Source organism: Yinghuangia soli (assembly GCF_021502675.1).
Classification (GTDB): Bacteria; Actinomycetota; Actinomycetes; order Streptomycetales; family Streptomycetaceae; genus Yinghuangia; species Yinghuangia soli.
In genome coordinates, this window is record NZ_JAKFHA010000015.1 from 61,166 (window position 1) to 84,871 (window position 23,706).

23 protein-coding genes are annotated in these 23,706 nt (G+C 73.4%); 12 read left to right on the top strand and 11 right to left on the bottom strand.

Annotation, left to right across the window (positions count from 1 at the left end; genetic code table 11):
- The first annotated feature begins 144 nt into the window (after positions 1-144).
- Complete coding sequence (locus tag LZ495_RS23820; RefSeq protein WP_372498635.1) at positions 145-1,473, top strand: MFS transporter; 1,329 nt, start codon at positions 145-147, stop codon at positions 1,471-1,473.
- Between the two features lie 28 nt (positions 1,474-1,501).
- Here LZ495_RS23820 and LZ495_RS23825 read toward each other — a convergent pair whose 3' ends face one another.
- Positions 1,502-1,951, bottom strand: a complete 450-nt coding sequence (locus tag LZ495_RS23825; protein ID WP_235054898.1) for a DUF5997 family protein — start codon at positions 1,949-1,951, stop codon at positions 1,502-1,504.
- A gap of 58 nt (positions 1,952-2,009) precedes the next feature.
- Here LZ495_RS23825 and LZ495_RS23830 point away from each other — a divergent pair, with 58 nt between their 5' ends.
- Positions 2,010-2,786: a LysR family substrate-binding domain-containing protein gene (locus LZ495_RS23830; protein ID WP_235054899.1), complete on the top strand. Its 777-nt coding sequence runs from the start codon at positions 2,010-2,012 to the stop codon at positions 2,784-2,786.
- Between the two features lie 14 nt (positions 2,787-2,800).
- On the opposite strand, the gene LZ495_RS23835 is transcribed toward LZ495_RS23830, so the two are convergent.
- Together LZ495_RS23835 and LZ495_RS23840 are read right to left on the bottom strand one after the other, a co-directional pair.
- Complete coding sequence (locus tag LZ495_RS23835; protein ID WP_235054900.1) at positions 2,801-3,310, bottom strand: MarR family winged helix-turn-helix transcriptional regulator; 510 nt, start codon at positions 3,308-3,310, stop codon at positions 2,801-2,803.
- Positions 3,311-3,487: 177 nt separating this feature from the next.
- Positions 3,488-5,278 carry a CARDB domain-containing protein gene (locus tag LZ495_RS23840; RefSeq protein ID WP_235054901.1) on the bottom strand — a complete coding sequence of 597 codons (1,791 nt, stop codon included), beginning with the start codon at positions 5,276-5,278 and terminating at the stop codon, positions 3,488-3,490.
- 312 nt (positions 5,279-5,590) lie between these two features.
- Here LZ495_RS23840 and LZ495_RS23845 point away from each other — a divergent pair, with 312 nt between their 5' ends.
- The 3 genes from LZ495_RS23845 to LZ495_RS23855 all read left to right on the top strand — a co-directional run bounded on the left by LZ495_RS23845 (position 5,591) and on the right by LZ495_RS23855 (position 8,144).
- Positions 5,591-6,169 carry a SigE family RNA polymerase sigma factor gene (locus LZ495_RS23845; RefSeq protein WP_235054902.1) on the top strand — a complete coding sequence of 193 codons (579 nt, stop codon included), beginning with the start codon at positions 5,591-5,593 and terminating at the stop codon, positions 6,167-6,169.
- A complete protein-coding gene (locus LZ495_RS23850; RefSeq protein ID WP_235054903.1) occupies positions 6,166-7,074 on the top strand; it encodes a hypothetical protein in 909 nt (302 codons plus the stop codon). The genes LZ495_RS23845 and LZ495_RS23850 overlap by 4 nt, the downstream gene beginning before the upstream one ends.
- Positions 7,075-7,148: 74 nt before the next feature.
- Positions 7,149-8,144 carry a formylglycine-generating enzyme family protein gene (locus LZ495_RS23855; protein ID WP_372498636.1) on the top strand — a complete coding sequence of 332 codons (996 nt, stop codon included), beginning with the start codon at positions 7,149-7,151 and terminating at the stop codon, positions 8,142-8,144.
- Between the two features lie 56 nt (positions 8,145-8,200).
- Here the strand turns inward: LZ495_RS23855 and LZ495_RS44170 are convergent, their stop codons facing one another.
- Complete coding sequence (locus tag LZ495_RS44170) at positions 8,201-8,725, bottom strand: gamma carbonic anhydrase family protein (RefSeq protein WP_268823257.1); 525 nt, start codon at positions 8,723-8,725, stop codon at positions 8,201-8,203.
- Positions 8,726-8,847: 122 nt separating this feature from the next.
- Positions 8,848-9,387: a hypothetical protein gene (locus LZ495_RS23865; RefSeq protein WP_235054904.1), complete on the bottom strand. Its 540-nt coding sequence runs from the start codon at positions 9,385-9,387 to the stop codon at positions 8,848-8,850.
- Between the two features lie 288 nt (positions 9,388-9,675).
- Between LZ495_RS23865 and LZ495_RS23870 the strand changes: the two genes are divergently transcribed.
- The 3 genes from LZ495_RS23870 (at position 9,676) to LZ495_RS23880 (ending at position 13,711) form a co-directional block, all read left to right on the top strand.
- On the top strand, positions 9,676-11,202 hold the full coding sequence (locus LZ495_RS23870; protein ID WP_235054905.1) for a DUF2079 domain-containing protein: 1,527 nt from the start codon (positions 9,676-9,678) through the stop codon (positions 11,200-11,202).
- A 136-nt stretch (positions 11,203-11,338) separates the two neighbouring features.
- On the top strand, positions 11,339-12,772 hold the full coding sequence (locus LZ495_RS23875; RefSeq protein WP_235054906.1) for a GlnX family signal transduction membrane protein: 1,434 nt from the start codon (positions 11,339-11,341) through the stop codon (positions 12,770-12,772).
- Between the two features lie 9 nt (positions 12,773-12,781).
- On the top strand, positions 12,782-13,711 hold the full coding sequence (locus LZ495_RS23880; RefSeq protein ID WP_235054907.1) for a glutamate ABC transporter substrate-binding protein: 930 nt from the start codon (positions 12,782-12,784) through the stop codon (positions 13,709-13,711).
- Positions 13,712-13,730: 19 nt separating this feature from the next.
- On the opposite strand, the gene LZ495_RS23885 is transcribed toward LZ495_RS23880, so the two are convergent.
- The 5 genes from LZ495_RS23885 to LZ495_RS23905 form a co-directional block, all read right to left on the bottom strand.
- The gene (locus tag LZ495_RS23885; RefSeq protein WP_235054908.1) at positions 13,731-15,299 is read right to left on the bottom strand and encodes a flavin-containing monooxygenase; all 1,569 of its coding nucleotides are present in this window, start codon (positions 15,297-15,299) and stop codon (positions 13,731-13,733) included.
- A 71-nt stretch (positions 15,300-15,370) separates the two neighbouring features.
- Entirely contained in the window at positions 15,371-16,099 is a 729-nt protein-coding gene (locus LZ495_RS23890) for a hypothetical protein (RefSeq protein WP_235054909.1), read from the bottom strand.
- 62 nt (positions 16,100-16,161) lie between these two features.
- On the bottom strand, positions 16,162-17,037 hold the full coding sequence (locus tag LZ495_RS23895; RefSeq protein ID WP_235054910.1) for a potassium channel family protein: 876 nt from the start codon (positions 17,035-17,037) through the stop codon (positions 16,162-16,164).
- A 158-nt stretch (positions 17,038-17,195) separates the two neighbouring features.
- Complete coding sequence (locus LZ495_RS23900) at positions 17,196-17,966, bottom strand: class I SAM-dependent methyltransferase (protein WP_235054911.1); 771 nt, start codon at positions 17,964-17,966, stop codon at positions 17,196-17,198.
- Positions 17,967-18,113: 147 nt separating this feature from the next.
- A complete protein-coding gene (locus LZ495_RS23905; RefSeq protein ID WP_235054912.1) occupies positions 18,114-19,493 on the bottom strand; it encodes a hypothetical protein in 1,380 nt (459 codons plus the stop codon).
- A gap of 181 nt (positions 19,494-19,674) precedes the next feature.
- On the opposite strand from LZ495_RS23905, the gene LZ495_RS23910 reads away from it, so the two are divergent.
- From LZ495_RS23910 to LZ495_RS23920, 3 genes are read left to right on the top strand one after another with little or no spacing between them, the layout of a single operon-like run.
- Entirely contained in the window at positions 19,675-20,115 is a 441-nt protein-coding gene (locus tag LZ495_RS23910; protein WP_235054913.1) for a hypothetical protein, read from the top strand.
- Between the two features lie 2 nt (positions 20,116-20,117).
- Complete coding sequence (locus LZ495_RS23915) at positions 20,118-20,459, top strand: hypothetical protein (RefSeq protein ID WP_235054914.1); 342 nt, start codon at positions 20,118-20,120, stop codon at positions 20,457-20,459.
- A gap of 7 nt (positions 20,460-20,466) precedes the next feature.
- Positions 20,467-20,805, top strand: a complete 339-nt coding sequence (locus LZ495_RS23920; RefSeq protein WP_235054915.1) for a DUF4288 domain-containing protein — start codon at positions 20,467-20,469, stop codon at positions 20,803-20,805.
- Positions 20,806-21,475: 670 nt separating this feature from the next.
- Here the strand turns inward: LZ495_RS23920 and LZ495_RS23925 are convergent.
- Positions 21,476-22,066: a TetR/AcrR family transcriptional regulator gene (locus LZ495_RS23925; protein WP_235054916.1), complete on the bottom strand. Its 591-nt coding sequence runs from the start codon at positions 22,064-22,066 to the stop codon at positions 21,476-21,478.
- A 144-nt stretch (positions 22,067-22,210) separates the two neighbouring features.
- Here LZ495_RS23925 and LZ495_RS23930 point away from each other — a divergent pair, with 144 nt between their 5' ends.
- A complete protein-coding gene (locus LZ495_RS23930) occupies positions 22,211-23,452 on the top strand; it encodes a cytochrome P450 (RefSeq protein ID WP_235054917.1) in 1,242 nt (413 codons plus the stop codon).
- Positions 23,453-23,706 lie beyond the last annotated feature (254 nt).

Genomic DNA, 23,706 nt, shown 5'->3' on the forward strand with positions numbered 1-23,706 from the left:
CCCGCGCCTGCCGTCGCCTCCGGCCGCCCGGGGGGGGGGGGGGGCCGGGCCCCCCCCCCCCCCCCCCACAACTCGTCCGGGACGCTGCGGTAATGGGCCGAACCCGGTCTGTTCCCTTACCGCTTCTGCACCTAGATTGCCGCGGTGAACAGTTTCCGAGCCGGGCCGCGCACGTCGGCGCCGGAATCCGGCGCGGCCGCTGCGGCCGGCGCGGCGAAGGCCGCGGCCGAGGACGACGTCCGGCCGCGGCTTCGCGCGGTCCTCACCGCGCTGTGCATCACCGAGATCACCAGTTGGGGCGTCCTGTACTACGCCTTCCCGGTGCTCGCCCCGGCGATCACCGACGACACGGGCTGGTCCGCCTCCGCGAGCACCGCCGCGTTCTCGGTGGCGCTGGCCGTGTCGGGGATCGTGGGCATACCCGTGGGCCGCCTCCTCGACCGGCGCGGCCCGCACCTGCTCATGACCGCCGGCTCCGCGGTCGCGGTCCTCGCCGTGCTCGCGGTCGCCTGGGCGCCGAACCTGTGGTGGTTCGCGGCCGCCTGGGTGCTGGCCGGCGTCGCCATGTCCGCGATCCTCTACCAGCCCGCCTTCGCGGCCCTCACCCGCTGGTACGGGCCCGGGCACCTGGCCGCGCTCACCACCGTGACCCTCGTCGCGGGCCTGGCGAGCACGGTCTTCGCCCCGCTGACCGTCGCGCTGGCCGCGCACTTCTCGTGGCGCGGCGTCTATGTCGTCCTGGCCGCCGTGCTCGCGGTCGTCACCATCCCGCTGCACGCGGTCGTCCTGCGCCGCCCGTGGCCGCCGCCCCCGGCCGCGGCCTCCGGAGGGCCGGGCGCGGACAAGCACGCGCCCGCGGCACCGCATTCTCCGCCCGACGTCCGACCGGTGATCCGCAGCAGGCCGTTCCTGCTCCTGGTCGCCGCGATGACGATCGGCTCGTTCGGGATGTACGCGGGCGTGGTCAACCTCGTCCCGCTGCTCACCGAGCGCGGATCGAGCACCACCGTCGCGGCGTGGGCGCTCGGCCTCGGCGGCGCCGGACAGGTCGTCGGCCGCCTCGGCTACGCCGCGCTGGCCCGCCGCAGCGGCGTCCGCGGCCGCATCACCGGCATCTTCGCGGCCACCGCGCTGACCACCGCGATGCTGGCCTTCGTGCCCGGGCCGGTCTGGCTGCTCGTGGTCATCTCGGTCCTGGCCGGCGCGGCCCGCGGCATGGCCACACTGCTCAGTGCGACGGCGGTCACCGAACGCTGGGGCGCGGCGTCGTACGGCACGCTGTCCGGGATCCTGTCGGCCCCCGCGATGGCCGCCTCCGCGCTGTCGCCGTGGGCGGGCGCGGCGCTCGCCGGGCCGCTCGGCGGCTACGCGCACATGTTCGCGCTGCTCGCCGCCCTGGGCGGGACCGCCGCGGTGCTGGCCCTCGGCACGGTCCCGGCACACATGCCGACGGCCCGGCAGCGGGTCGAGTGAGACCGCCTGCCGGGCCGCCGGACGGGGTTCAGCGCCGGTTGCCCGGCTTCTTCTTGGCGTTCTTCGCGGGCTTGGCGGGCTTGGCCGCCGGAGCGCCCTCGGCCTTCGCCTCGTTCTTCTCCTTGATGCGGACCGCTTCCCGGCGCACCTCGGCCTGCGTGGCGCGCTCGTACGCCAGCCACTCGGGCGCCTCGTCCTTCAGCGCCTCGATCTCCTCGGTGGTCAGCGCCTCGGTCACCCCGCCGCGGGCCAGGCCCGCGATCGAGATGCCCAGCTTCGCGGCCACCACGGGCCGCGGGTGCGGGCCGTTGCGCCGAAGGTCGGCCAGCCACGCGGGCGGGTCGGCCTGCAGCGCGTTCAGTTCGTCGCGGGAGACGACACCCTCTTGGAACTCGGCGGGGGTGGCCTGGAGGTACACACCCAGCTTCTTCGCCGCGGTGGCGGGCTTCATGGTCTGGGCGGTCTTGTGCGACGTCATGAAGTCCAGGGTAGCGAGCCCAGCAGGTCCGCCCGATCATGCCCGGTAACCTGGCGGGGTGACAGGCCCGGAAGCAGCACCTCCCTCGTTCCGCCTCGCCTACGTGCCGGGGGTGACCCCCGCCAAGTGGGTGCGCATCTGGACCGAGCGGCTGCCCGACGTGCCGCTCGACCTGGTCCAGGTCACCGCGGCCGAGGCGCCCGGGATGCTGCGGGCCGCGGATGCCGATGCGGGACTGGTCCGGCTGCCGATCGACCGCACCGGCCTCAGCGCCATCCCGCTCTACACCGAGACCACGGTCGTGGTCGCCCCCAAGGACCACGTCGTCACCGCGGTCGACGAGGTCGCCGTCGCGGACCTGGCCGACGAGATCGTGCTGCACCCGCTCGACGACACCCTCGACTGGCCCGAGCTGCCCGGCCGCCCGGCCCTGGAGCGCCCGGCCACCACCGCCGACGCGGTCGAGCTGGTGGCCGCGGGCATCGGCGTCCTCCTCGTGCCGCAGTCGCTGGCCCGGCTGCACCACCGCAAGGACCTGACCTACCGGCCCGTCACCGACGCCGTCGAGTCGCGCGTTGCACTGTCCTGGCGCGAGGACGAGACCACCGACCTGGTCGAGGAGTTCATCGGCATCGTGCGCGGCCGCACGGTCAACAGCTCCCGCGGCCGCACCCCCACACCGCCGGCCGCCAAGGCCGAGCGCGGCGGGGCAGGCGACCGCCGCAAGCCGCCCGCCGGGAAATCCGGCAAGCCGGCCGCCAAGGGCGGCCGCGGCGGTGCGGCCGGCGGCGCGAAGAAGCCGGCTCCGCGCGGAAAGCCGCGCCGCTCCCGCTGACCGCAGCGCGCCCGTCAGCCCGGCCGCGCTCCGCTCCGCCGCCCCGCGACCTTCCCCAACGCCGCCTGCAGCGCGGCATGTTCGGAGGCGTCCAGGCCCCCGAACAACTCCTCCTGGACGGCGCGCACGACGGCGTCCGCGGCCTTGCGGGCCCGTTCGCCCTCGACGGTCAGATAGAACTCGTAGCGCCGCCGATCGGGCGGCACCCGCAGCCGCCGGATCCACCCGTCGGCCAGTGCCGCATCGGTCAGCGCGGCCAGCTCCGGGCCGTCCACGCCCAGCAGTTGCCCGATCTCGCGCCGGGACAGCGACCCGCGCTCCCCGACCAGGCCCAGCATGGCGTGCACCCGCGGCGAAAGCCCGCGCTCGGCCAAGCGCTCGGCGACCAGCCGCCACATCAGGTGCGAGGTCCGCGCGACCAGCGCCGCGGTACGGGCCGCCGACGACACGTCCGGCAGCCGGTCCGCGTGATCCCATTCGCCGGGCTCCGGTACTGCCGCGACACGCTCTTGGACGTCGGACACCAGCGGCCTCCCCGATAGCGCCCGGCACGCCGCAGCATCACCCGCGGGCCCCGGCCGTGCAGATCGTCCGGACTTCCGATAGATAGCAGCCCGCCGTGACCTTGGGCAAGAGTCCCTACTTGTCCGGCATTTCGCATCGGGCGGGCGGCGCCCCGCGTGGGGGCGCCGCCCGCGCGGTCAGCAGGTCACGAGCAGGCTGGTCAGGGCCTGGCAGGTGGCCGAGGCGGAGTTGTTGGCCGGGACGGTGTCCGGCGGGGTCGTGTTGGTGGTCGCGGCGGTCACCGTGAGCTGGGTGCCGACGGTGAGGAGCCCGACGGTCAGGCGCAGCGTCTTGACCGTCGACGCGCCGGGGGCGATCGCGGGCAGGGCGCATGTCGCGGTGCGGGCCGTGGTGTCGAGCGTGCAGCCCGCGGCGACCGGGTTGGTGTAGCCGGCCGGGTAGGAGAACGTCAGGGTCGACGCGGTGCTCGCGGCCGGTCCGTTGTTGGCGACCGTGGCGGTGACCGTGACGGTCGAGATGACCAGGCCCTGCGCTGCTGCCGTCGTGGTGACCGCGAGGTCGGTCCCGGCCGGCCCGCGGACCGCCAGGGACGCGGTAGCGGCGGCGATGTCGACCACCCGGGTCATGAACTCGCCGCACGGAGCCGCGGCGCCGGGGGCGCAGACGCGGCCCGGGACCAGCCGGTCCGGTCCGCTCGCACCGGTGCCGAGCTGGCCTTGCAGGTTGGTGCCCCAGCTGTACAGGTCGCCGCCGGACGTCGTGGCGAGGACGTGCCCGAGGCCGATGCCGACCTCGGAGATCCCGGTGAGGCGCGTCCCGCAGGGCGCGGTCTGGCCGACCGCGCACACCCGGGTGGGCACCGCGCGGGCGGTGAAGGTGCCGTCGCCCAGCTTCCCGCCGAAGTTGTCGCCCCACATCAGGAGGTTCCCGCTGCCGTCGAGCGCGGCGAACGTGTTGGTCTGGCCCGACACTTCGGTGATGCCGGTCAGATAGGACGAGCAGGGGAGCGCGGCGTCGATCGCACATACGGGGGCCGGGACCAGAGCGGGTCCGTACGAGCCGGTGCCGAGACCGGCGGCACCGTAGCCCCAGGTGTGCACGGCGCCGGTCGACAGCGCCGCGATGCTGTGCGTGGCGCCGCTGTCCACGGAGACCGCGTTGTCGAGGTAGCTGCCGCAGGGCGCGGACTGGCCGGGGGCGCACACCCGGACCGGGACCGCCCGGTCGGTGGTGGTGCCGTCGCCCAGCTGGCCGAACTCGTTGTCGCCCCAGGCGTATACGCGCCCCGACGAGTCGAGGGCGAGCATCTGCCCGCCGCTGAAGCCGCCCGACGAGATCGACACGATGTTGCTCAGGTACTGCGTGCAGGGGGCGCTCGCGCCGACCGCGCAGACCCGGGTGGGGACCGTGCGGTCCGCGTCGGCGGTGCCCGCGCCGAGCCGGCCGTCGCCGTTGGACCCCCAGGCGGCGACCGTGCCGTCGGCGAGCAGCGCGTACACCGTGTCGGGCAGGGCGGCCACGTCACGGGCGCCGGTCAGGTACTGCGTGCACGGGGCGGTGGCGCCGATCGCGCACACCGGCGCGGCTATGCGGCGGTCGTCGCGCGTGCCGTCGCCCAGTTGCCCGGACGTGTTGACACCCCAGGTGTGCACGGTGCCGTTCACCACCACGGCACCGGTGAACGCCGACACGCTGACCGTGGTCGCCGCAGCGAGCGGATCGGTGCACGGGCCGGCCACGGGGGCGCCGACCGGGCATACCGGGCGCGGGACCGGCTCGGTGTCCGAGGCCGGGCGTCCGAGGTTGTCCGCGTACGGGGCACCCCAGCTGAAGACGGTGCCGGGCGTGGCATTCGGCGCCGCGGCCCGCGCGGGCAGCGCCGCCAGGCCTAAGGCGGCAAGAAGAAGGCCCAGGCTCACCACGCTGCGGAGCAGGCGGGTGGGCAGGGCGGAGACGGAGCTTCCCAAGGCGTGGCCCTTCCGGAAGAGGAAACGGGAGCCGCCGCGGTGGTGCGTGCCCCGCGGCGTATGAGCGGGTTCGACCGTGCCGATCGATCACTGTGGCCGCTCCCGTCACAGGATGTGCCGACTTCTCGGCAAGCGGCCGAGATTGGTGTGTCGGGACCGGGAATGCGACCGGATGCGTTCGGTGTCCGGATGATCCGTGATCTCCGCGGAAGCCCGCCGCGTACGGGTGTTCGGAGATCCCGCAAGATCTTCACCGGGTCGTGCAACCCCGGGGCTGGCCGATTCCGTTCAGGGCACGACGAAGGGGGCCGAGTGTCGGAGAAGCGGGCCGCAAGACGGTCGCGGGGCGGTACGGATGACGCCGAATTCAGCGAGTTCGTCCGGATCGTATGGCCGCGGTTGCGGCGGACCGCGCTGCTGATCTGCGGCAATCCGCAGCAGGCCGAGGACGCCGTGCAGGCCGGCCTGCTGAAGCTCTACGTCGCCTGGCCGCGCCTCAAGCACGTCGAGATGCTGGAGGCGTACGCGAAGAAGGCGGTGCTCAACGCACTGCTGGACGAGGCCCGCCGCCCGTGGCGCCGCGAGCGCTCGGGCACGGACCTGCCGGACACGCAGGTGGTGCCGTACGACGCCCCCGAGCAGGTCGAGAACCGCATCGCCGTCACGCGCGCCCTCGCGGCGGTCCCCAAGCGGCAGCGCGCGGTGCTGGTGCTGCGGTTCTACGACGACCTCGACGTCGCCGAGACGGCCCGGCTGCTGGCCTGCTCGACCGGGACCGTCAAAAGCCAGACCGCGCGCGGCCTCGGGGCGCTGCGCGCGGCACTGATCGCGCAGGGTTGGAACGAAGAGCGGCTGCCGAGCATGGCCGCGGCACTGGGAGGCGCAGCATGAGCGACGACGAGGTGCGCGACGTTCTGGTGCTCGCCCTGGAGGGCGACGACCCGGGCCTGGGCCCGGACATCGGGGCGCTGCTGTCGAAAGGGCGCCGGCTGCGCCGCCGCAACCGGATCCGCAAGGGGATCGCCGCCGCGGCGGCAGTGGCCTGCCTGGTCGGCGGATCGGCCTGGTTCACCGGGGCGTTCGACACAAGCGCCGGTCCCGGCCCGGCGACCAGCGTGTCGCCCGCGCCGAGGACTGCATCGGGCGTGCCGGTGCCGGAAGCCTCATCGGGGCCGTTGGTCCTGGATCCCGCGTTCACCGCGGGCGATGCCCGCGGTGTGCTGGTGAACTGCATAGACCACCACGCGAAAGCCGCACCGACGACGGCATCCGGGGATCCCGCGTACCCGCGGTTCACGGAACGCGACCCGGACAAGTACCGGATCCTCTACTTCGGTCCGTTCATTCCGAATCCGGGTCCGACCACTTGGGGCACCGCGTTGCTGGCCGTCGACTCGGAAGGCAACGCGGACTATTGCCGGAACAGCCCGGACGGCTGGTACAGCGCACGCGACATCCGGCGGGTTCCCGACCAGTCTGCGGCACGGCCGGCCGCCATGTCGGTCGCGAGGAATGACCTGTGCTACCCGGACCTGGCGAAGCGTCCGCAGCCCAGCCCGGAATTCCCCTTCCGCTGGCTCGACTTCGGCCGCCTCCCGGACCCGAAGGCGGTCCGCGTGACCGTGGAATACGGCGGCAAGACCCAGGACGCCGCCCTCTCCCACGGATTCTGGTTCGCGGCCGGGGAACTCGTCCGTCCGGAGACATACACGCCGATCATTCGCAGCTACGACGCGGACGGCAGACTCCTCTACGACTCGACTCAAGCCGGGCCGCGCAGTAGGCCGCTGAGCTGACCCATGCTTATATACGTGGGAACGTAACAGCTGGTCAGAGCCGGTGAGCCGGCTCCATGCTCCAGGAGCCGCACATGCCCGAACGTGAGCCCGCACCCGAGCCTGCCGCGAGCTGCTGCATGCCGGCCCGAGGCGGCGGAGCGGCGCACGGCGGACTCCTGGAGATCGGCGTACCGCTGCCCGACCCGAGGCCGACCGCGACGCCGCCGGACAGCATGATCCTGCTGCCCGGCGGCGAGTTCCTCATGGGCACCGACGACGCCGAGGGCTTCGCCACGGACGCCGAGGGGCCGGTCCGCGCCGTCCACGTCGAGCCCTTTCGCATCGATCCGTACGCGGTCACCAATGCCGAGTTCGCGGCCTTCAGCGCCGCCACCGGCTATGTGACGGACGCTCAGCGGCTGGGCTGGTCGTACGTGTTCGCCGCCTTCCTGCCCGGCGCCCTGCGCAAAGGGGCCCCGCGCCCGGAGCGCGCGCCGTGGTGGTGCGGCGTCTCCGGGGCGCGCTGGGACCGGCCCGAGGGCCCGGGCAGCACGGTCGAGGACCGGGCCGACCACCCGGTCGTCCACGTGACGTGGAACGACGCGGACGCCTACTGCCGCTGGGCCGGGAAGCGCCTGCCCACCGAGGCGGAGTGGGAGTACGCGGCCCGCGGCGGCCTCGACCAGGCCCGCTACCCGTGGGGCGACGAACTGGAGCCGGACGGCACGTACATGTGCAACATCTGGCGCGGCACCTTCCCGGTCAAGAACACCGCAGCGGACGGCTACCGCGGCACCGCGCCGGTCCATGCCTTCGCCCCCAACGGCTACGGGCTGCACAACGCGGCCGGCAACGTCTGGGAGTGGTGCGCGGACTGGTGGAGCACGGAGAAGGCGCCGGCTGCCCCGCCCGGCGCCCCGGTCCGCAACCCCGTCGGGCCCGAGCGCGGGCACGACAAGGTCATGCGCGGCGGCTCCTACCTGTGCCACGACTCTTACTGCAACCGCTACCGGGTCGCCGCCCGCACCGCCAACACGCCGGACAGTTCCAGCGGCAACGCCGGGTTCCGGTGCGCCCGCGACGCCTAGGTCCTGGTTTCCCGGTTGATCGGTAGCTGCGTCGGCACATACAGAGAGCGCGGCGGCTATTCGCCGACGGTCTCGTGCACCTTGGCCAGGTAGAGGTAGCCGTCGCTGTTGGCCCGGATGCTCGCGCGCTCCTCCTCGGTCAGCTCCCGCTTGACCCGCCCCGGGACGCCGGCCACCAGCGAACCGGGCGGCACCTGCATGCCCTGCGGCACCACGGCCCCCGCGGCGATCAGCGAACCCGCGCCCACCCGGGCCCCGTTGAGGACGACCGCGGCCATCCCGACCAAGACGTCGTCCTCGATGGTGCAGCCGTGCAGCACCGCATTGTGGCCGACCGAGATGCGCTCGCCGAGGACCGTCGGGAAGCCGACGTCGCTGTGCAGCGTGCAGTTGTCCTGGATGTTGGTGTCGGCGCCCACGGTGATGGTGTCCGCGTCGGCCCGCAGCACCGCGCCGTACCAGACGCTCGCCCCGGCGGCCAGCGTGACGCCGCCGACCACCACCGCGTTCGGGGCCACGAACGCGGCGGGGTCGACCTGCGGGACACGCCCCGCGACGGCGGCGACGAGGGGCTCGGCCATGGCACTCCCAAGATCTCGGAACGGATCCCAGGACGCTACCCGGTGCCGCCTCGCTGCGCTCGGGCTGACCCGGGCGCAGCGAGGCGGGCGGTCATCCTGCCGGCCGGCAGGCCGGCAGGCGGTCAGTCGGCCGCGGACTCGACCAGCGCGCGCATCAGCGGCGTGGCGTCGATCCAGGCCAGCGGGTCGACCCGGCGCTGCGGCGCGGCGTAGCGGCGGATCAGTGCGGCGTTGCGCTGCAGCCAGGCCGCCACGTTCGCGCAGTACGGTGGCGGCATTTCGGCGATCAGGAAGGTGCTGCCGTCGGCCGCGACCCACAGCTCGTCCTGGTCGAGCAGCCACAGCCACGCGGCGGTTCCGGCCGGGCCGCGCGAGACGATGGCCCGCACGCCGGCCCGGGTCGGCCGGACCGGACGCCCGTGCCCGGGCACGGCGTCGCCGTACCGGACCAGGCCGCGCGCGTCGAGGGTGTGCAGGGTGCGGGGCGAGATGCCGGGCGCGCCGTCGCCCTCCGCGTGGGTGCGCACCGCGCCGGTGGAGATCCGGGCGAGCGCGCGCCGAGCGGTGGACATGCGGACGGGCTTCATGGCCGACCCCGCGGCACCGGGCCGCGCGGTCGAGCCGGTCATGGTCGGGAGAGCGGGATTCCGAGTCAACGTCATATCGAACTCCGCTTCTGGCGATGCCATTTCAACCCGTTCGACAACGAACGGGTGGTGTTGGGAACTATTGTGCCAACCCGCACTGACAATCGGACCGTGCCGAAGGGCCTTCCGAGCTGCGGAAATACGCTGATGCGCAAGGTTCTTGAGGGGTGCCGCAGCCGGCGGGCAGGCGGCCTCGTCCGATGCGGTGGCGCCGTTGGTCCTTGCGGGTGAATGACGGGGCAGACGGCCGGGTCCGGTATGTCCCGGCCGTTAGGTTGTGGGGCGCCCGAGCGACGGAGTGCCATGAACAGCCCGGTGACCCAGGACGACCCGACCGCGCACGGGACGGCGCTTCCTGGCGCCCGCAGACCGGAACCGCCCGACGACCTGCGGACCGCACTGAGAGGCCGGTTCGCGGACGGGACGGCCTTCGCCGCGAGTGCCCGCGCGGTGCCGTACTGGCTCGCCGCGGTCTGCTACACCCTCTACGCGCTCTACTCGCTCCTCCGCCACCAGCGCATGGAAACCAACGCGTACGACCTCGGCCTGTTCGAGCAAGTCGTGCGCAGTTACGCGCACTTCGAGGCCCCGGTGTCCGACATCCGCGGGCCCGGCTTCAACGTCCTCGGGGAGCACTTCCACCCGATCCTCGCGCTGCTCGCCCCGGTCTACCGGCTCTTTCCCGGGGCCGCGACGCTGCTGGTCGCCCAGGCGCTGCTGATCGCGCTGTCGGTGGTGCCGATGACCCGGATCGGGCAGCGCGTCTTCGGCAACCTGGGCGGCGCCGCGTTCGGCGCGGCGTACGGGCTGAGCTGGGGACTGCAGAGCACCATCGGCTTCGACTTCCACGAAGTGTGCTTCGCGATCCCGATGCTGGCGTTCGCGCTGGAGCGCTTCGTGCGCGCCGAGTACCGCGCAGGACTCCTGTGGCTGCTGCCGACCGTGCTGGTCAAGGAGGACCTGGCGCTGACGCTCGGCGCCGCCGGCCTGTTCCTGCTGATCCGCGGCCGGCGCCGACTGGCCGCCGCGGCGATCGGCGGCGGCGCCGCGGTGTTCGCGCTGACCGTGTTCGTGCTCCTCCCGGCCATGAACCCGCACGGCAACTATCCCTTCTGGGGCAACCTCAACAGCGGCCCGCCCCGCGAGCGCGGCGTCGACCCGCTCGCCGGAGCCGACAGCGTCCCGGTCGGCGAACTCCTGCTGCGGCTGCCCGAACTGATGCTGTTCCCCAGCCAGAAGTGGATGACGCTGCTCCTGCTCCTGCTGCCCACCGGGTTCCTCGCGCTGCGCTCGCCGCTCATGCTGCTCGCCCTGCCCACCCTGCTGTGGCGCTTCACCTCGACCAACGCCCTGTACTGGAACGTCGGTTACCACTACAGCGCGGTCCTGATGCCGATCGTCTTCGCGGCCTTCGCGGACGCGGTGCTCAGCCTGCGCAAGTCCCCGCGCGATTGGCTGCGCCGGTACGCGGCGCAGGCCGCGGTGATCCCGATCGCCGTCTCCGTCGCCCTCGCACCCCACTTCCCGCTCATGCAGCTCGCCCACAAGCGGCCCTGGACGGTCGAGCCCAGAGTCGTCACCGCCCGCGCCATGCTGGCCGGAATCCCGGACGGCGCGCAGGTATCCGCATCCGACCGCTTCGCCCCGCAGCTCACCGACCGGACCCGGGTGACGTTGTTCCCCACCGTGCTGCCCGGCCCCGGATGGGTGGCCGCGGCGCTGTGGGGCGGCGGCCCGGACTGGATGCCGCCGTACCTCGCCGCCCTCGAAGCACAGGGATTCCGGCAGGTCGCGGCCCGCGACGGCGTCCTGCTGCTGCGCCGCGACTGACCGGCCGGGCGGCACGGTAGACCGGGCGGCGACGTTCCGCGCGGGGTCGAGGGAACTCCCTGGCGTGATCGCCCCGGCCTGCGACCATACTGCTGGCGGCGGCGCGAACCGGCGCAGCCAGGTGTGGGGAGGGTGAGTGGCGGCAAGTACGGTGACGCCTCCGGCAGCAGGCGCTGCGCCGAAGGCCGGTCCGCCGGCGCAGACGGCGGCCGGCGCGCAGGCCCGAATACCCGTCCCTGCCACCGGGCCGGACGACCGCAGATCCCTGGCCCAGCGGCTGCAGCGCAGCCTGGCCACCACACCTCGGCGCCTGCGCGGCGCGGGTGCCGCGCTCGGCGTGCTGGTCGTCGTCTTCGGCCTGGTGGCCGGCCTCCAGATGAACCAACGGGCCCGCGCCGCTGACCGGGTGGCGACCTACAGCGGCCCGCTCAGCCAGGACGCCGCGGAGATTTACCGCTCGCTGGCGGACGCCGACACCACCGCGGCCGGCGGCTTCCTGCTCGCCGCGGAAGAGCCCGCCTCGGTCCGGCAGCGCTACGAGACCGACCTGGCCACCGCGTCCGACCTGCTCTCCCGGGCGGCGGCCCGCACCTCGATGTCCTCCGACGCGCACCAGGCGATCGCCGCACTGAACCGGCAGCTGCCGGTCTACGCGGGCCTCGTGGAGAACGCCCGCGCCAATAATCGCCGCGGCTACCCGCTCGGCGGCGCGTACCTGCGCTACGCCTCGGCGCTCATGCAGGACACCATGCTCGTGGACGCGCAGCGCCTGGTGGACTCCGAGACCCGGCGGCTGGATGCGGACCACGCGGACGCCAAGGCGTTTCCGTGGGCCTCGGCGGTGCTCGGCGGACTCGTCCTCGGGGCGCTGGTGTGGTGCCAGTTCGCGCTCTTCCGCCGTACGAACCGGGTGGTCAACCTGGGCCTGGCCGGGGCCACCGCGGCGATGCTCGCCGGCGTGGTCTGGCTGCTGGTCGCCGCCACGTCGTCGGCAGCGTCGCTGTCCGACAGCCGGAGCCGGGGCTCCGCCCCGCTGCGGGCGCTGGACCAGGCCCGGTTCGACGCGCTGCAGGCGCACGCCGCGGAGAACCTCAACCTGGTCGCGCGCGGCGCCAGCACGATCTACGCGGCGGACTGGGGCACCGAGGTCGCCGCCCTGACGAAGGGCGGGGGACCGGACGGGAAGGGCGCCGGGCCGGGGTCGCTGGCCCGTGCCGAGGCGCTGTCCCCGGGCGACACCACCGGGCTGCTGCGCGAGGCCCGCGCGCAGTTCGACCTCTGGCAGAAGCGGCACGAGGACGCCACGGCGCTCGAAGGGAAGGGCGACTACGACGCCGCGCTCAAGCTCACCGTGGACGCATCCGGCGGCGCGACCTCCGACGCCGCGTTCACCGCCATGGACCAGCGGCTCAACGACGCCGCACAGATCCAGAAGGCCGAGTTCGCCCGCGCGGTGCGCGGCGTGGACGGCGACCTGAAGACCGCCGCGATCGGCATCGCCGTCCTGGCCCTGCCCGCGCTGTACGGCGTGGTCCGGGGCATCGGCCGCCGACTCGCCGAATACCGATAGGGGACGGGCATGAGCATGCGTACCGCAACGGCCCGCCTGGGCACCGTCCTGGTCGTGCTGGCCGCCGGCGTGTTCGGCACCGCGAGCTCGCGTGCGGGCAGCGGCCCCGGCGACGCGCAGCCCGCGGCCGCCGCGGCCCCGGCCGCCGCCGCGGAGGACGCCGCCTGCGACACGGCCACGAGCCTGCCGCCCGCCAAGAAGGCAGGCGCGAAGATCGAGGCGATCAGGAAGCACGGCTCCCTGGTCGTCGGCATCGACCAGAACAGCTACAACTGGGGCTACCGCAACGCGGTGACCGGCGAGATCCAGGGCTTCGACATCGACCTCGCGAAGGCGATCGCGACCGCGATCTTCGGCGAGCCGAAGCTCACCCTCAAGGCGGTGCCCACCGCCCGGCGCATCGAGGCGGTCAAGAACGGCGAGGTCGACATGATCGTCCGGACCATGACCATCACCTGCGAGCGCATGAAGGAAGTCGCCTTCTCGTCCCCGTACTTCAAGGTCAGCCAGTCGCTCGTGGTGCCCAAGTCGGTCAAGGCGGCCACCGTCGCCGAAGGGCTCAAGGGCAAGCGGGTGTGCGCGGCCGCCAAGTCGTCGTCCGAGACCGAACTGGCCTCGGGCAAGCACGCCACCGCCGAGGTGAAGATCGTGGAGAACCAGCTCGACTGCCTGGTCCTCATGCAGCTCGGCAAGATCGACGCCACCCTCGCGGACACCGTCCTCGCGTACGCCCAGGTCGCCCAGGACGACATGGTCCAGGTGCAGGGCGAGCCGATCGTGCCCGCCTTCATGGGCATCGCGATGAACAAAGCGGACACCGACCTGATCGCCTGGGTCAACCAGGTGCTGGTCGACTACCGGACCAGCGGCCAGTGGCTCAAGGCGTACGACAAGTGGCTGCGCTCATCGATGGAAGGGCATGAGAGGTGGCTGCCCTGACACACGCCCTCAGCGGGCACTACCCTGCGTGTTCCCGTACCGGAGGGTTGCGGGGCACGCGGGGCGCGGCCAGGGCTGCGCGTTTGGTCGGGCGCAGGGTGCGGTGCAGGTCGCCGCGCATCGTGGTGGCCGCGTCCAGCAGGTAGTTCTGCCGGACCAGCCACGGGCTGTGGTCGCCCTGCCGCGGGAACGCCTGGATCGAGCGCTGGATGTAGCCGGACGCGAGGTCGAGCAGCGGCCGCTCGGCCAGTACCCGTTCGGGCTCCGGGACGACGGACGCGTACCCGTACCGGTCCATGTGCCGCAGCACCTTGCACACCAGCCGCGAGCTCAGGTCCGCGCGCAGTGTCCACGAGGCGTTCGTGTAGCCGATGCACACCGCGAAGTTGGGCAGGCCGGTGAGCATGAGGCCGCGCCACACGAACTGCCGGGCCAGGTCGACCGGCTCGCCGTCCACATACGGCGTGATGCCGCCGAACGCGAGCAGTTGCAGACCGGTCGCGCTCACCACGATGTCGGCCTCGAGGGTCTGCCCGGACGCCAGCCGGATGCCTTCGGGTACGAACCGGTCGATGCGGTCGGTCACCACGTCGGCCTTGCCCTGCCGGATCGCGGTGAAGATGTCCGCGTCCGGGGCCGCGCACAGGCGCTGGTCCCACGGGTCGTAGTCCGGTGTGAAGTGCTCCTTGACGGTTTGCTCGTCCTGCAGCATCCGGGTGTTGAGACGTGTCAGCAGGCGGCGCATGGTCTGCGGGCGGCGCCGGCACAGCTGGTAGAAGCCGAGCGTGAACAGTACGTTCTTCATCCGCACCACGCTGTGCGCGGGGCGGGCCGGGAGCACCTTGCGGACCGCGTCGGCGATCATGTCGCGGCCCGGGACGGGGCTGATCCAGGTGGGGGAGCGCTGCAGCATCGTGACGCGTGCGGCCGCGTCGGCCATCGCGGGGACCAGGGTGACCGCGGTCGCGCCGCTGCCCACGACCACGACGCGCTTGTCCCGGTAGTCGAGATCGTCCGGCCAGAACTGCGGGTGCACCAAGCGGCCGCCGAAGTCCTCGACGCCGGGGAAGTCGGGGGTGTGTCCCTGGTCGTAGCTGTAGTAGCCGGCGCAGGCGTACAGGAAGTCGCAGGTCAGAGTGCGCTGCTCGGACGCGGTACCGTTTGCCGCGGATCCGTCGCCGGCCGGGGACGTCTCGACGGTCAGCGTCCAACGGGCCGTGTCCGAGGACCAGTCCGCACGCACCACCTTGGTACGGAAGCGGATCCGCCGGTCGATGCCGTACTCCGCGGCGGTCTCCCGGATGTAGCGCAGGATCGCATCGCCGTCCGCGATCGCCTTCGCCTCGCGCCACGGCCGGAACGGGTACCCCAGCGTGAACATGTCCGAGTCGGACCGCACGCCGGGGTACCGGAACAGATCCCAGGTGCCGCCGATGGCGTCCCTGGCCTCCAGGATCGTGTACGTCCGCTCCGGGCACTCGGTCTGCAACCGGTACGCCGCGCCGACGCCGGACAACCCGGCGCCCACGATCACCACGTCGACGTGTTCGGGCTCGGGCTCGGGCGGAAGGCTTGCGGCGGTCGTCATGCCGTCAGTGTCCGGAGCGGCGGCCTCGTACTACAAGGGGCCGCCGCACAGTGTTGCGCCGTCCGGGCCGCTCAGCCGATGAACTCGCGGGCGCCGTAGTGCACCCGGGCCTTCGACCAGTCGCCGCCCAGCGTGGCGACGAAGCGCTGCACGACCGGCAGGTCGGTGCGCTCGGCCACCAGGATCAGCTTGCCGCCGCGGACCGTCACCGAGCCGCCGTACAGCACGTCGCGCGCCTCGGCATCGGCCAGCAGCCCGTCGTGCAGCCGCGTCACGTCGACCCCCGGGACCTCGACCTCGACCGCGGTGGCCTGCGGCGACGAGGCCGGCAGGTAGTCGAAGACCAGGACCGACTCCTGGTTGTACCGGGTGCGCACGCGCTCGGCGATGGCGCGCAGTTCCTCGGGGGTGACGTCGTCCACGTCGAAGGACCGCGAGCGCTCGTACGTCGCCGCCTGCAGGTCGCTCGACCAGAACACCCCGTCGAGCAGCGACGACTCCTCCGGGTCCCCGCCGCCGGCCCGCACCAGGGCGCGCACCTCGCAGCCGAACCGGCCGAGCTCGGTCGCCAGTCGCGGGTCCTGCGGGTCGGTGATGAGCGCAGTGTTGTCGGTCGCGAAGATCTCCGCGTCCGGCAGCTGCTGCCGGGTGTGGCCGGGCGAGGCGTCCGCCGCGCAGCCCGGCACGTGCGGCCGCGCTGCGGCGGTCTGCGTACCGGCGGCGCCGAGCGTGAGGCCGAAGGACAGGACGAGAGCAGCAGGCCAGCGCGTGGCGCGGGTGCGGCGCAGGGACGGAATCACCGGTGGTTCCCCCGAGAAGGTTCAAGATCGGGCACGTTCGCGGCCAACGTACCGGACCGTTGTTAACTGCTCGTGCCGGCACCCGTGCCGGCCGCCGTGGCGGCGGTGCGGTCTGCGGAGCCGGGGTCGGGGGCGTTTCCGGGGGCGGGGACGAGCGCGCCGACCGGGCCGGAAGATGCCGGGCCGGGGCCTTCGCGGTGCCGGGACTCGTTCTCCAAGAGCGCCAGGGCGCGGGCGAGTTGCTCTTCGAGGGAGGCCAGGCGCTCTTCCAGGCGGGCGGTCTCGGCGCGGTCCTCGGCCTGCTGCTCGGGCAGGATCACGCGCGATGCGATGGTCGCGGTGACCACACCCATCATGCCGATGCCGACCACCATGAGGACCACGCCGACCAGGCGTCCTTCCGGGGTGACGGGGTGCAGGTCCCCGTATCCGACGGTGGTGACCGTGCTTATGGCCCACCACAGGGCGTCCGGGTAGTCGGTGATGTTCGCGTTCTCGGCGCCGCGTTCCGGGGCCAGGACCGCGGCCGCGCCGGAGACGAGGATGGTCAGCACGAGCGCCACGGTGCTCACCAGCAGGCGCTCGGAGCGGCCGCGGTGCGCGATCATGCCGATCCGGCCGATCACCGCGATCAGCCGCAGGAGCCGCATCGCGGGCAATGCCACCGCGGCCAGGTCGAGCGGGTGCGTGCGGACGAACCGCCAGCGGTCCCGGCTCAGTTTCAGCCGCACGAGGTAGTCGGTGAGGAACACCGCCCACACCCCGTACTCGATCCACAGCACCGGCTGCGAGGTCGCGCGCAGCGCCTCGCCGACCACGAACGTGGTGAGCGAGACGACCGCGAGCAGCGTCAGCCACGGCGTGGTCACCCGCTCCCAGCGGTCGTACGCCGCGGAGCGGTGGGTGGGTTTGACCGGCGGCAGGGATGGTGGTGGCACGGTGGGACTCCCGGGACGATGTGGTCTGCGCCGAAGTCTGGCGGACGCACGGGCGCGCTGTCGTGCACCCATCCGGGCGGTTGCCGTGGCCCGTGCCGGATGCCGAGCCGGGACCTGCGCCGGAAGTTCGTGCCGGAAGTCCGTGCTGGTCGGCCGGGTCAGGAGGCGGCGGCCTCGGCCGGGTCGGGGCGGCGGTAGATGCCCTGCCAGCGGTGCCACGGGCCGGGCTCGCCGGTGGCCGGGTCGATGGCGTCGATGTGCAGCGGGACGACGGGGGTGCTGCCGGCCAGCAGCGCGGCCAGGCTCGGCTCGGCGAAGAAGTGCGAGTACAGGCCGGGGGTGCCCGGGAGTTCGTAGCGGACCGTGAACGAGCCGTCGTCCGCGCGCTCGACGAGCTCGTGCGGACGGTTGGTGCGGGCCCGGTCGGAGTTGACCTGGAGGCAGAACAGCCCTCCGGGCTCGACCCGTTCGAGGGCGGCGCTGATGTGCGCGGAGGCCTGCGCGCGGGTGCCGTGCTGGAAGACGTTGAGTCCGATGACGACCGGGTAGACGGCGTCGCCGGGCAGGGCCGAGAGGTCGCCGAGCACGAGCCGGTCGGCGCGGTCCGGGGCGCGCTCGCTCAGCGAGGCCAGGCCCGCCGCGGCGATGTCGAGGCCGACGAGGTCGAGGCCGGCGGCCACCAGGGGAAGGTAGTTGCGCCCGTTGCCGGGACCGATGCACAGGCCGGGGCCGGGCAGCAGGCCGTGCTGCTCGGCGGCGGCCGCGATGGCGGTCACGAAGCCGTCCGGCGGCAGGTCGAGGAAGCGTCCCTCGGAGAACGCGGCGTCCCAGAACGCCGCGGCGATGGCGACCTGGTCGCCCACGGCGTCGAGAGTCTCGCGGGTCTCGCGGGCGAGAGGCTCGGGCTGCGGCGTCGCGGGCTGGCTCACGGGCACTCCTGGGGCTGCGGTCGGGCGCGGGACGGGCGCATGCGGGACGGCCGGCCCCGACGCTACCGGGCCCCGGCAGCCTGTCGTCCGGAGCCGCTCGGAGTCGCCAGGAGTCGCGCGGAGTCGTCCGGCGTCGTCCGGAGTCGTTCAGAACCCGCCGCCGCCCATGTCGCCGCCGCCCCAACCGCCACCGCCGCCGTCGCCCCAGCCGCCGAACCCGCCGTCGCCCCAACCGCCGCCGCCCGCATCGCCGACGTCGCCGAAACTGTCCTGGCCGTAGGCGGGCGTGCTCAGCACGCCGCCGAGCGTGGTGCCGATCAGCAGACCGGGCAGGAGCATGCCGCCGTACCAGCCCATCGCCCACGGCGCATACGCCGGGCCGGCCTCCCAGTACGGGCGCCGACCGGTCGGGGTGTCGACATCGCGGACCGCCGGTTCGGCGCCGTCCGCGAGCCGGGCCGCGTCGGCGGCGCAGACCGGGACGGTACGCGCGGTCCCGTCCGGCGGCGTCCACTCCCGGTCCTCGACCGAGGGGCCGTGCCGCGGATCGAAGAAGCATGGCGGGCGCCGCTCGGGCAGCGGCCGGTCCTCGCGGCGCGCCTCGAGCGTGGCCAGCGCGAAGCGGCCTTCGTCGAGGGCCTCGCTCACCGCGCGGATGTCGTCCGGCCTGCGGGCCGAGCGCAGCGCGGACTTCGCGCGGTCGTAGGCGTCCAGGGCCTGCGCGTAGTCCTCGCGCATCGCCGCATCGGCCTTGCCGGTCGGCGCCGAGCCCAAGGCCTCGCCGTACGCGGTGATGTCCTCGTCCACGGTGGGCCGGATCTGTTCGAGGGCCTCGCGTTCGGCCGCCGCCCGGCGCCGCCGCTTGCGGCCGCGGACCAGGAACATCCCGCCGATGCCGGCCGCGGCGATCGCGCCGATGACGACGAGCCCGGGCCAGGACCCGCGGGACGAGGCGGTCGCGGACCCGGGGGACGCGGTGCCGCCGGAGCCCGCGGCCGCCACCGCGCCGGTGACGAACTGCGTGAACAGCCCCGGTCCGTTGCCCTGGTTCGCGGCGAGGCTGTCGCTCTTGAGGGTGGCGAGCCGGGCCGGGGCCAGCACGGACGCGTCTGCCGCGGCGTCGAACGTGCGGCCGACCGCCACCGCGTACACGCCGGGGACGCCGACCTGCTCGCGCAGCGCGGAGAGCACTGCCGAGCGGGAACCGGCGGCGGCGAGCGGGGAGTCGGCGGGCACCGCGACGACGAAGACGGGCTTGCCGGAGTCGCGGATCGCGGCCCGCAGCTCGTCCGCGGTGGCGGCCGGCAGGACATCCGAGGCGGCCGGTTCGGTGTAGACCGGATCGGTCTTCAGCTGCGCGGCGATCTCGCTGATCCCGGCGGCCCCGGCCGGGGCCGCGGCGGTCAGCAATGCGGCCAGACCCAGCAGCCCGGCCAGGAACGCGGCGGCGAGCAGGCGTATGACTCGGCGCGTCGACCGGGTCGGCGGCGTCGGCTCATCCCGGCGGAAGAACAGCCGCTTTGTCACGATTCCAGCCTACGCTGCGCGATGCGCGCACCGGAGTGGCCGATGTCCGCCTCACGCGCCACCACTGCCGCCCAGTGCCGCCCAGCGCCGCCGTGGATGACGCAATGTAGTCGTCCTGATACGCTCTGTGCTCGTTCGTGTTCGGAGCGTATGCGGGGAAAGGCGGTTCGGGGTGCGGAAGATGTCGCGTGTCGCAGTTCTGGTGGCGGCGAACTTGCTTGCAGTGGTGGGGGTGTCGACCGGCACGGTGGCCGCGGCGCCGGGCGTTCCGGCGGCCAATGGGGACTGCCGGAATGACGGCACGTCGTTCGACGACCGGCTCATTCCCGGGCACTGCCTGCGCAACGGCGGCTACCGGTTCGAGATGCAGTACGACGGGAACCTGGTGCTCTACTCCGGCGGCCGGGCGTGCTGGTCGAGCGGCACGGACGGGACCGACGGGGTGTACGCGGAGTTCTCCGGCGACTGGCAGTTGGACTCGCCGTGGTTCTCGCTCGAGTCGCCGTACGGCCGGCTGCGGAAGTACCACGGCAAGTACACCGGGGCGCACAAGACCGGCAACGTCAGCCTGAACGGCAAGGGCGAGGTCTGGATCGCGTACGGCAAGTTCGTGAGCTGCTGACCATGAAGCGGCTCATTGCACGCGGCCTGCTCGCCGCGGTCCTGGCGGTCGGCGGCGCTGCGGCCGCGCCCGGTACGGCCGGGGCGGGGGTGTCCTTCCCGCCGACCGGAGCGGTTCTGCAGGCCGGGTCCGCGGCGCCCGCCGCGGCGTTCGGGGCGTGCGACGCCGGCGACAACCTCGGGGAGGTCGCCACCAACTTCATCTCGCGGTGCCGCAAGGCGTCGATCCGGCAGGTGTTCCCGGGCGAGCACTACGGCGACAAGCTCGGCGAGATCAGGAACTGCGGCGCCAAGTCGTGCAAGACGGCCTGGAAGCTGCTGAACGACAACCGGTTCAAGAAGTAGCGCACTCATGGCCACATACGTCGCGGTGCTGCTGGCGGAGTCGCGGGTGTCGGGCGCGGACGGTGCGATCGGCGCGGAGCCGCTCTACCAGGAGAGTTTCGTGCTCCTGCGGGCGGACGGCGCCGAGGATGCCCGGGAGAAAGCCGGGGCGCACGGGCGCGGTCAGCAGACCGCGTACGTGAATGCCGAAGGCAATACCGTCAGTTGGACGCACAAGGCAGTGGTGGACGTCTCCGAGGTCCTCGATGCGGACCTCGGGGACGGAGCCGAGTTGTACGCCCGGCACTTCCGGAATTACCAGGCCTATCAAGCCTTCGAACCGCTCTTGTCCGGTGAGGACATCTGAGCGGATGCCCGGGCTCCGGAATTCCGGAGCGGCGGCGCATTCTGCGGCACGGGAGAATGCGCCGCTTCGGCATCTCCGCCCGCGACCTCCCGCATCCGGTGCAAACCGCCTGGTGGCGGCAGTGCTGCCACGGGCGTTCGGCGCTTGCGGCAGGCAGCACGCGGCCGGCTCCGGCGATGTCAGCAGGTGTTGACTTCTCTTCCGGCGAGGGCTTCAATTGCCGTGCCGGACGCCCTGGCGACCGGCGTCGGGTGTGCCATGTGGTCGGCTGCCCCGGGTCCGCCCGGGGCACGCCGGACGAGACCACGCAACTCCCGGGCCCTGCCCGGGAAATCACGTTCCCGAACAAGGCGCCGGAATCGGTGGCCGAAGGCGGCGGTGGCGGCCGCGCCTCTCCGGCTTCCGAGGAAAAGCGCCGCCGGTCCGCGGAATTCCTGCCCCGCGGCCGGACGGACGGGGACGCGCGGAACACGCCCGGCGGGCGAGCCGGGAAGCCTCTGTTGCGGCGGAGGCAGCCTCGCGCACCAGGCATCGCGCAGCCACAGGGGCGGGGCCGCATCCGGGGCGGCCCCAGCGGCGGCGCGATGCCCTCCCGAACAGCACGTGCAGTCCCCCACCCCCCCGACCATGGCGGCACCCCCCACCACAGGGTGCCGCCATGGCATTTGGGTCAGCGGAAGATGAGCCGGGCCGCGGTGTCGATGTGCGCGCAGGTCTCCTCGGGGCGGGTGCGGCCCGAGGTGATGTCGAGCATGCAGGCGACCAGCACGTGCCCGAGCGTCAGGGCCTTGCCCTCGTCGTCCGCCCACTCCGGATCGTCCAGCGCGCCGCGCACGAACGCGGTGAACAAGCCCTGCCAGACGGCAAGTCCGTCGTTGGCGTCGGCGGTCGCACGGAACGAGACGATGCCGGCCTCCAGCAGCGCGAGGTCCTGCGCGGCCCAGCGGATGATGTCCTGGAACGCCGCGCTGACCCGGTCGGCGACGTCGCCCGGGTAGCTGCCCCCGGCCAGCTCCGCCGCGGTGCGCCCGGCCCACTCGACCATGATGTGGTGCAGCAGCCGGTCCTTGGAGCCGAAGTAGCGGTAGACGGTCGCGGGCGTGGTCCCCGCGCGGGCCGCGATGTCGCGCACGGTCGTCGCGTCGTACCCGTGCTCGGCGGCGAGTTCCCGGGCGGCCGCGGCGATCGCCGTGCGGCGCTCCCGCTCCGCGGGCCCGAGCCGGTGCGTCACGGTGAACTGCGTACGGGACGTGTCGGTCACGCTCGGGTCCCCCTGCCTCGCGGGTCCGCCGGAGGGATCCGGCCTGCGGCGGGAGCCTATCTTCCCTTGAACTATAACGTGTTATAGACCATGCTCTCAGCGCACCGACCCCCACCCGCTCGCTTGCTCATGGGAGGCCGATCCATGCACCGCGCCCCGGCAGTGCCCGGCGACTTCTTCGCCCGCAGCGTCCTGGACGACCCTTATCCCCTGTACGAGCGCCTGCGCGCCGAAGGTCCGGTGCACTATCTGCCCGCGCTCGGGCTGCACCTCGTGGTCCGGCACGCCCAGGTCCTGGAGGCACTCGACGCCCCGGAGACCTTCTCCAGCAACCTCGTCGGCCTCCTCTACAAGGGAGAGGACGGTGTCGCCCTGCTCGACACCGGCGGCGCGGACTCCGGCACCGACGTCCTGGCCACCGCCGACCCGCCCGCGCACACCGGCCAGCGCCGCATCGTGCAGCAGACCTTCAGCCGGCGCGCGGTCGGCGCGCTGCACGCCGACATCGACGCCTTCGCCGCCCCGCGCGCGGCCGCCCTCGCCGCGGCGGGCGGCGGGGACTGGATGGCCGCGCTCGCCACCCCGCTGCCGGTCCGCATGATCGGCCGCATCCTCGGCCTGCCGGACGCCGACGCGGAGCGCCTGACCGTATGGTCGGACGCCGGCGTCGAACTGCTGTCCGGGCTCGCGGACGCCGACCGGATGGGTGAACTCGCGGTCGAGATCTTCGCTTTCATGACGTACCTGCGCGAGCACCTGGAGGCCGCCCGGAGCGCGCCGACGGGTTCGCTGACCGACGAGGTCGCCGCTGCGTACGCCGACGGGGTGCTCACCGCCGACGAGGCCACCTCGATGCTGCTGCAACTGGTCACCGCCGGAAGCGAGTCCACCACCAGCCTGATCGGGTCCGCGGCCCGGCTGCTCGCCGAGGACCCGGCCCTGCAGGCGCGCGTCCGCGCGGACGACAGCCTGGTCGACGCGCTTGTCGAGGAGGCGGTCCGGCTGGAGAGCCCGTTCCGCGGCCACTTCCGGGTCGCCACCCGGGACACCGGTCTGGGCGGCGTCGCGATTCCGGCGGGCGCCCGGCTCATGCTGCTGTGGGGCGCCGCCAATCGGGACGAAGCGGCGTTCCCGCACCCGAACGCCCTCGACCTGGCCCGCCCGGCGGCGAAGGGCCACACCTCCTTCGGCCGCGGCATCCACTTCTGCATCGGCGCCCACCTGGCGCGCCTGGAGGCAGCCGTCGCCCTGCGCGCCCTGCTCGCCGCGACCGACCGCATCGCCTTGGCCGAGGGGGACGCGCCGGAGTACGTACCGAGCATGTTCGTACGCCGGTTGGCACGGCTGCCGCTCACGCTGACCCCGAGGTCCGAACCGCCACGCTGACCCCAGTGACGCGGGCGCGCGGGCGTCCCGGCGCCGTCACCTAACCGGCCCGCCGGCTCCGCCTGCTCCGGCGGCCGTGTCGGCCCGGGCGTTCCGCCGCCCGGTCGCCCGGTCGCCCGGTCGCCCTGGCATGTTCGTACGCCGGTTGGCACGGCTGCCGCTCACGCTGACCCCGAGGTCCGAACCGCCACGCTGACCCCAGTGACGCGGGGGCGCGGGCGTCCCGGCGCCGTCACCTGACCGGCCCGCCGGCT

Bases quoted from the DNA above. Each gene is read 5' to 3' on its own strand.
- LZ495_RS23885 (WP_235054908.1), bottom strand. From the start codon at position 15,299: ATGACGACCGCCGCAAGCCTTCCGCCCGAGCCCGAGCCCGAACACGTC.
- LZ495_RS23915 (WP_235054914.1), top strand. From the start codon at position 20,118: ATGAAGCGGCTCATTGCACGCGGCCTGCTCGCCGCGGTCCTGGCGGTC.
- LZ495_RS23880 (WP_235054907.1), top strand. From the start codon at position 12,782: ATGAGCATGCGTACCGCAACGGCCCGCCTGGGCACCGTCCTGGTCGTG.
- LZ495_RS23855 (WP_372498636.1), top strand. From the start codon at position 7,149: ATGCCCGAACGTGAGCCCGCACCCGAGCCTGCCGCGAGCTGCTGCATG.
- LZ495_RS23930 (WP_235054917.1), top strand. From the start codon at position 22,211: ATGCACCGCGCCCCGGCAGTGCCCGGCGACTTCTTCGCCCGCAGCGTC.
- LZ495_RS44170 (WP_268823257.1), bottom strand. From the start codon at position 8,725: ATGGCCGAGCCCCTCGTCGCCGCCGTCGCGGGGCGTGTCCCGCAGGTC.
- LZ495_RS23910 (WP_235054913.1), top strand. From the start codon at position 19,675: ATGTCGCGTGTCGCAGTTCTGGTGGCGGCGAACTTGCTTGCAGTGGTG.
- LZ495_RS23920 (WP_235054915.1), top strand. From the start codon at position 20,467: ATGGCCACATACGTCGCGGTGCTGCTGGCGGAGTCGCGGGTGTCGGGC.
- LZ495_RS23865 (WP_235054904.1), bottom strand. From the start codon at position 9,387: ATGACGTTGACTCGGAATCCCGCTCTCCCGACCATGACCGGCTCGACC.
- LZ495_RS23850 (WP_235054903.1), top strand. From the start codon at position 6,166: ATGAGCGACGACGAGGTGCGCGACGTTCTGGTGCTCGCCCTGGAGGGC.
- LZ495_RS23870 (WP_235054905.1), top strand. From the start codon at position 9,676: ATGAACAGCCCGGTGACCCAGGACGACCCGACCGCGCACGGGACGGCG.
- LZ495_RS23825 (WP_235054898.1), bottom strand. From the start codon at position 1,951: ATGACGTCGCACAAGACCGCCCAGACCATGAAGCCCGCCACCGCGGCG.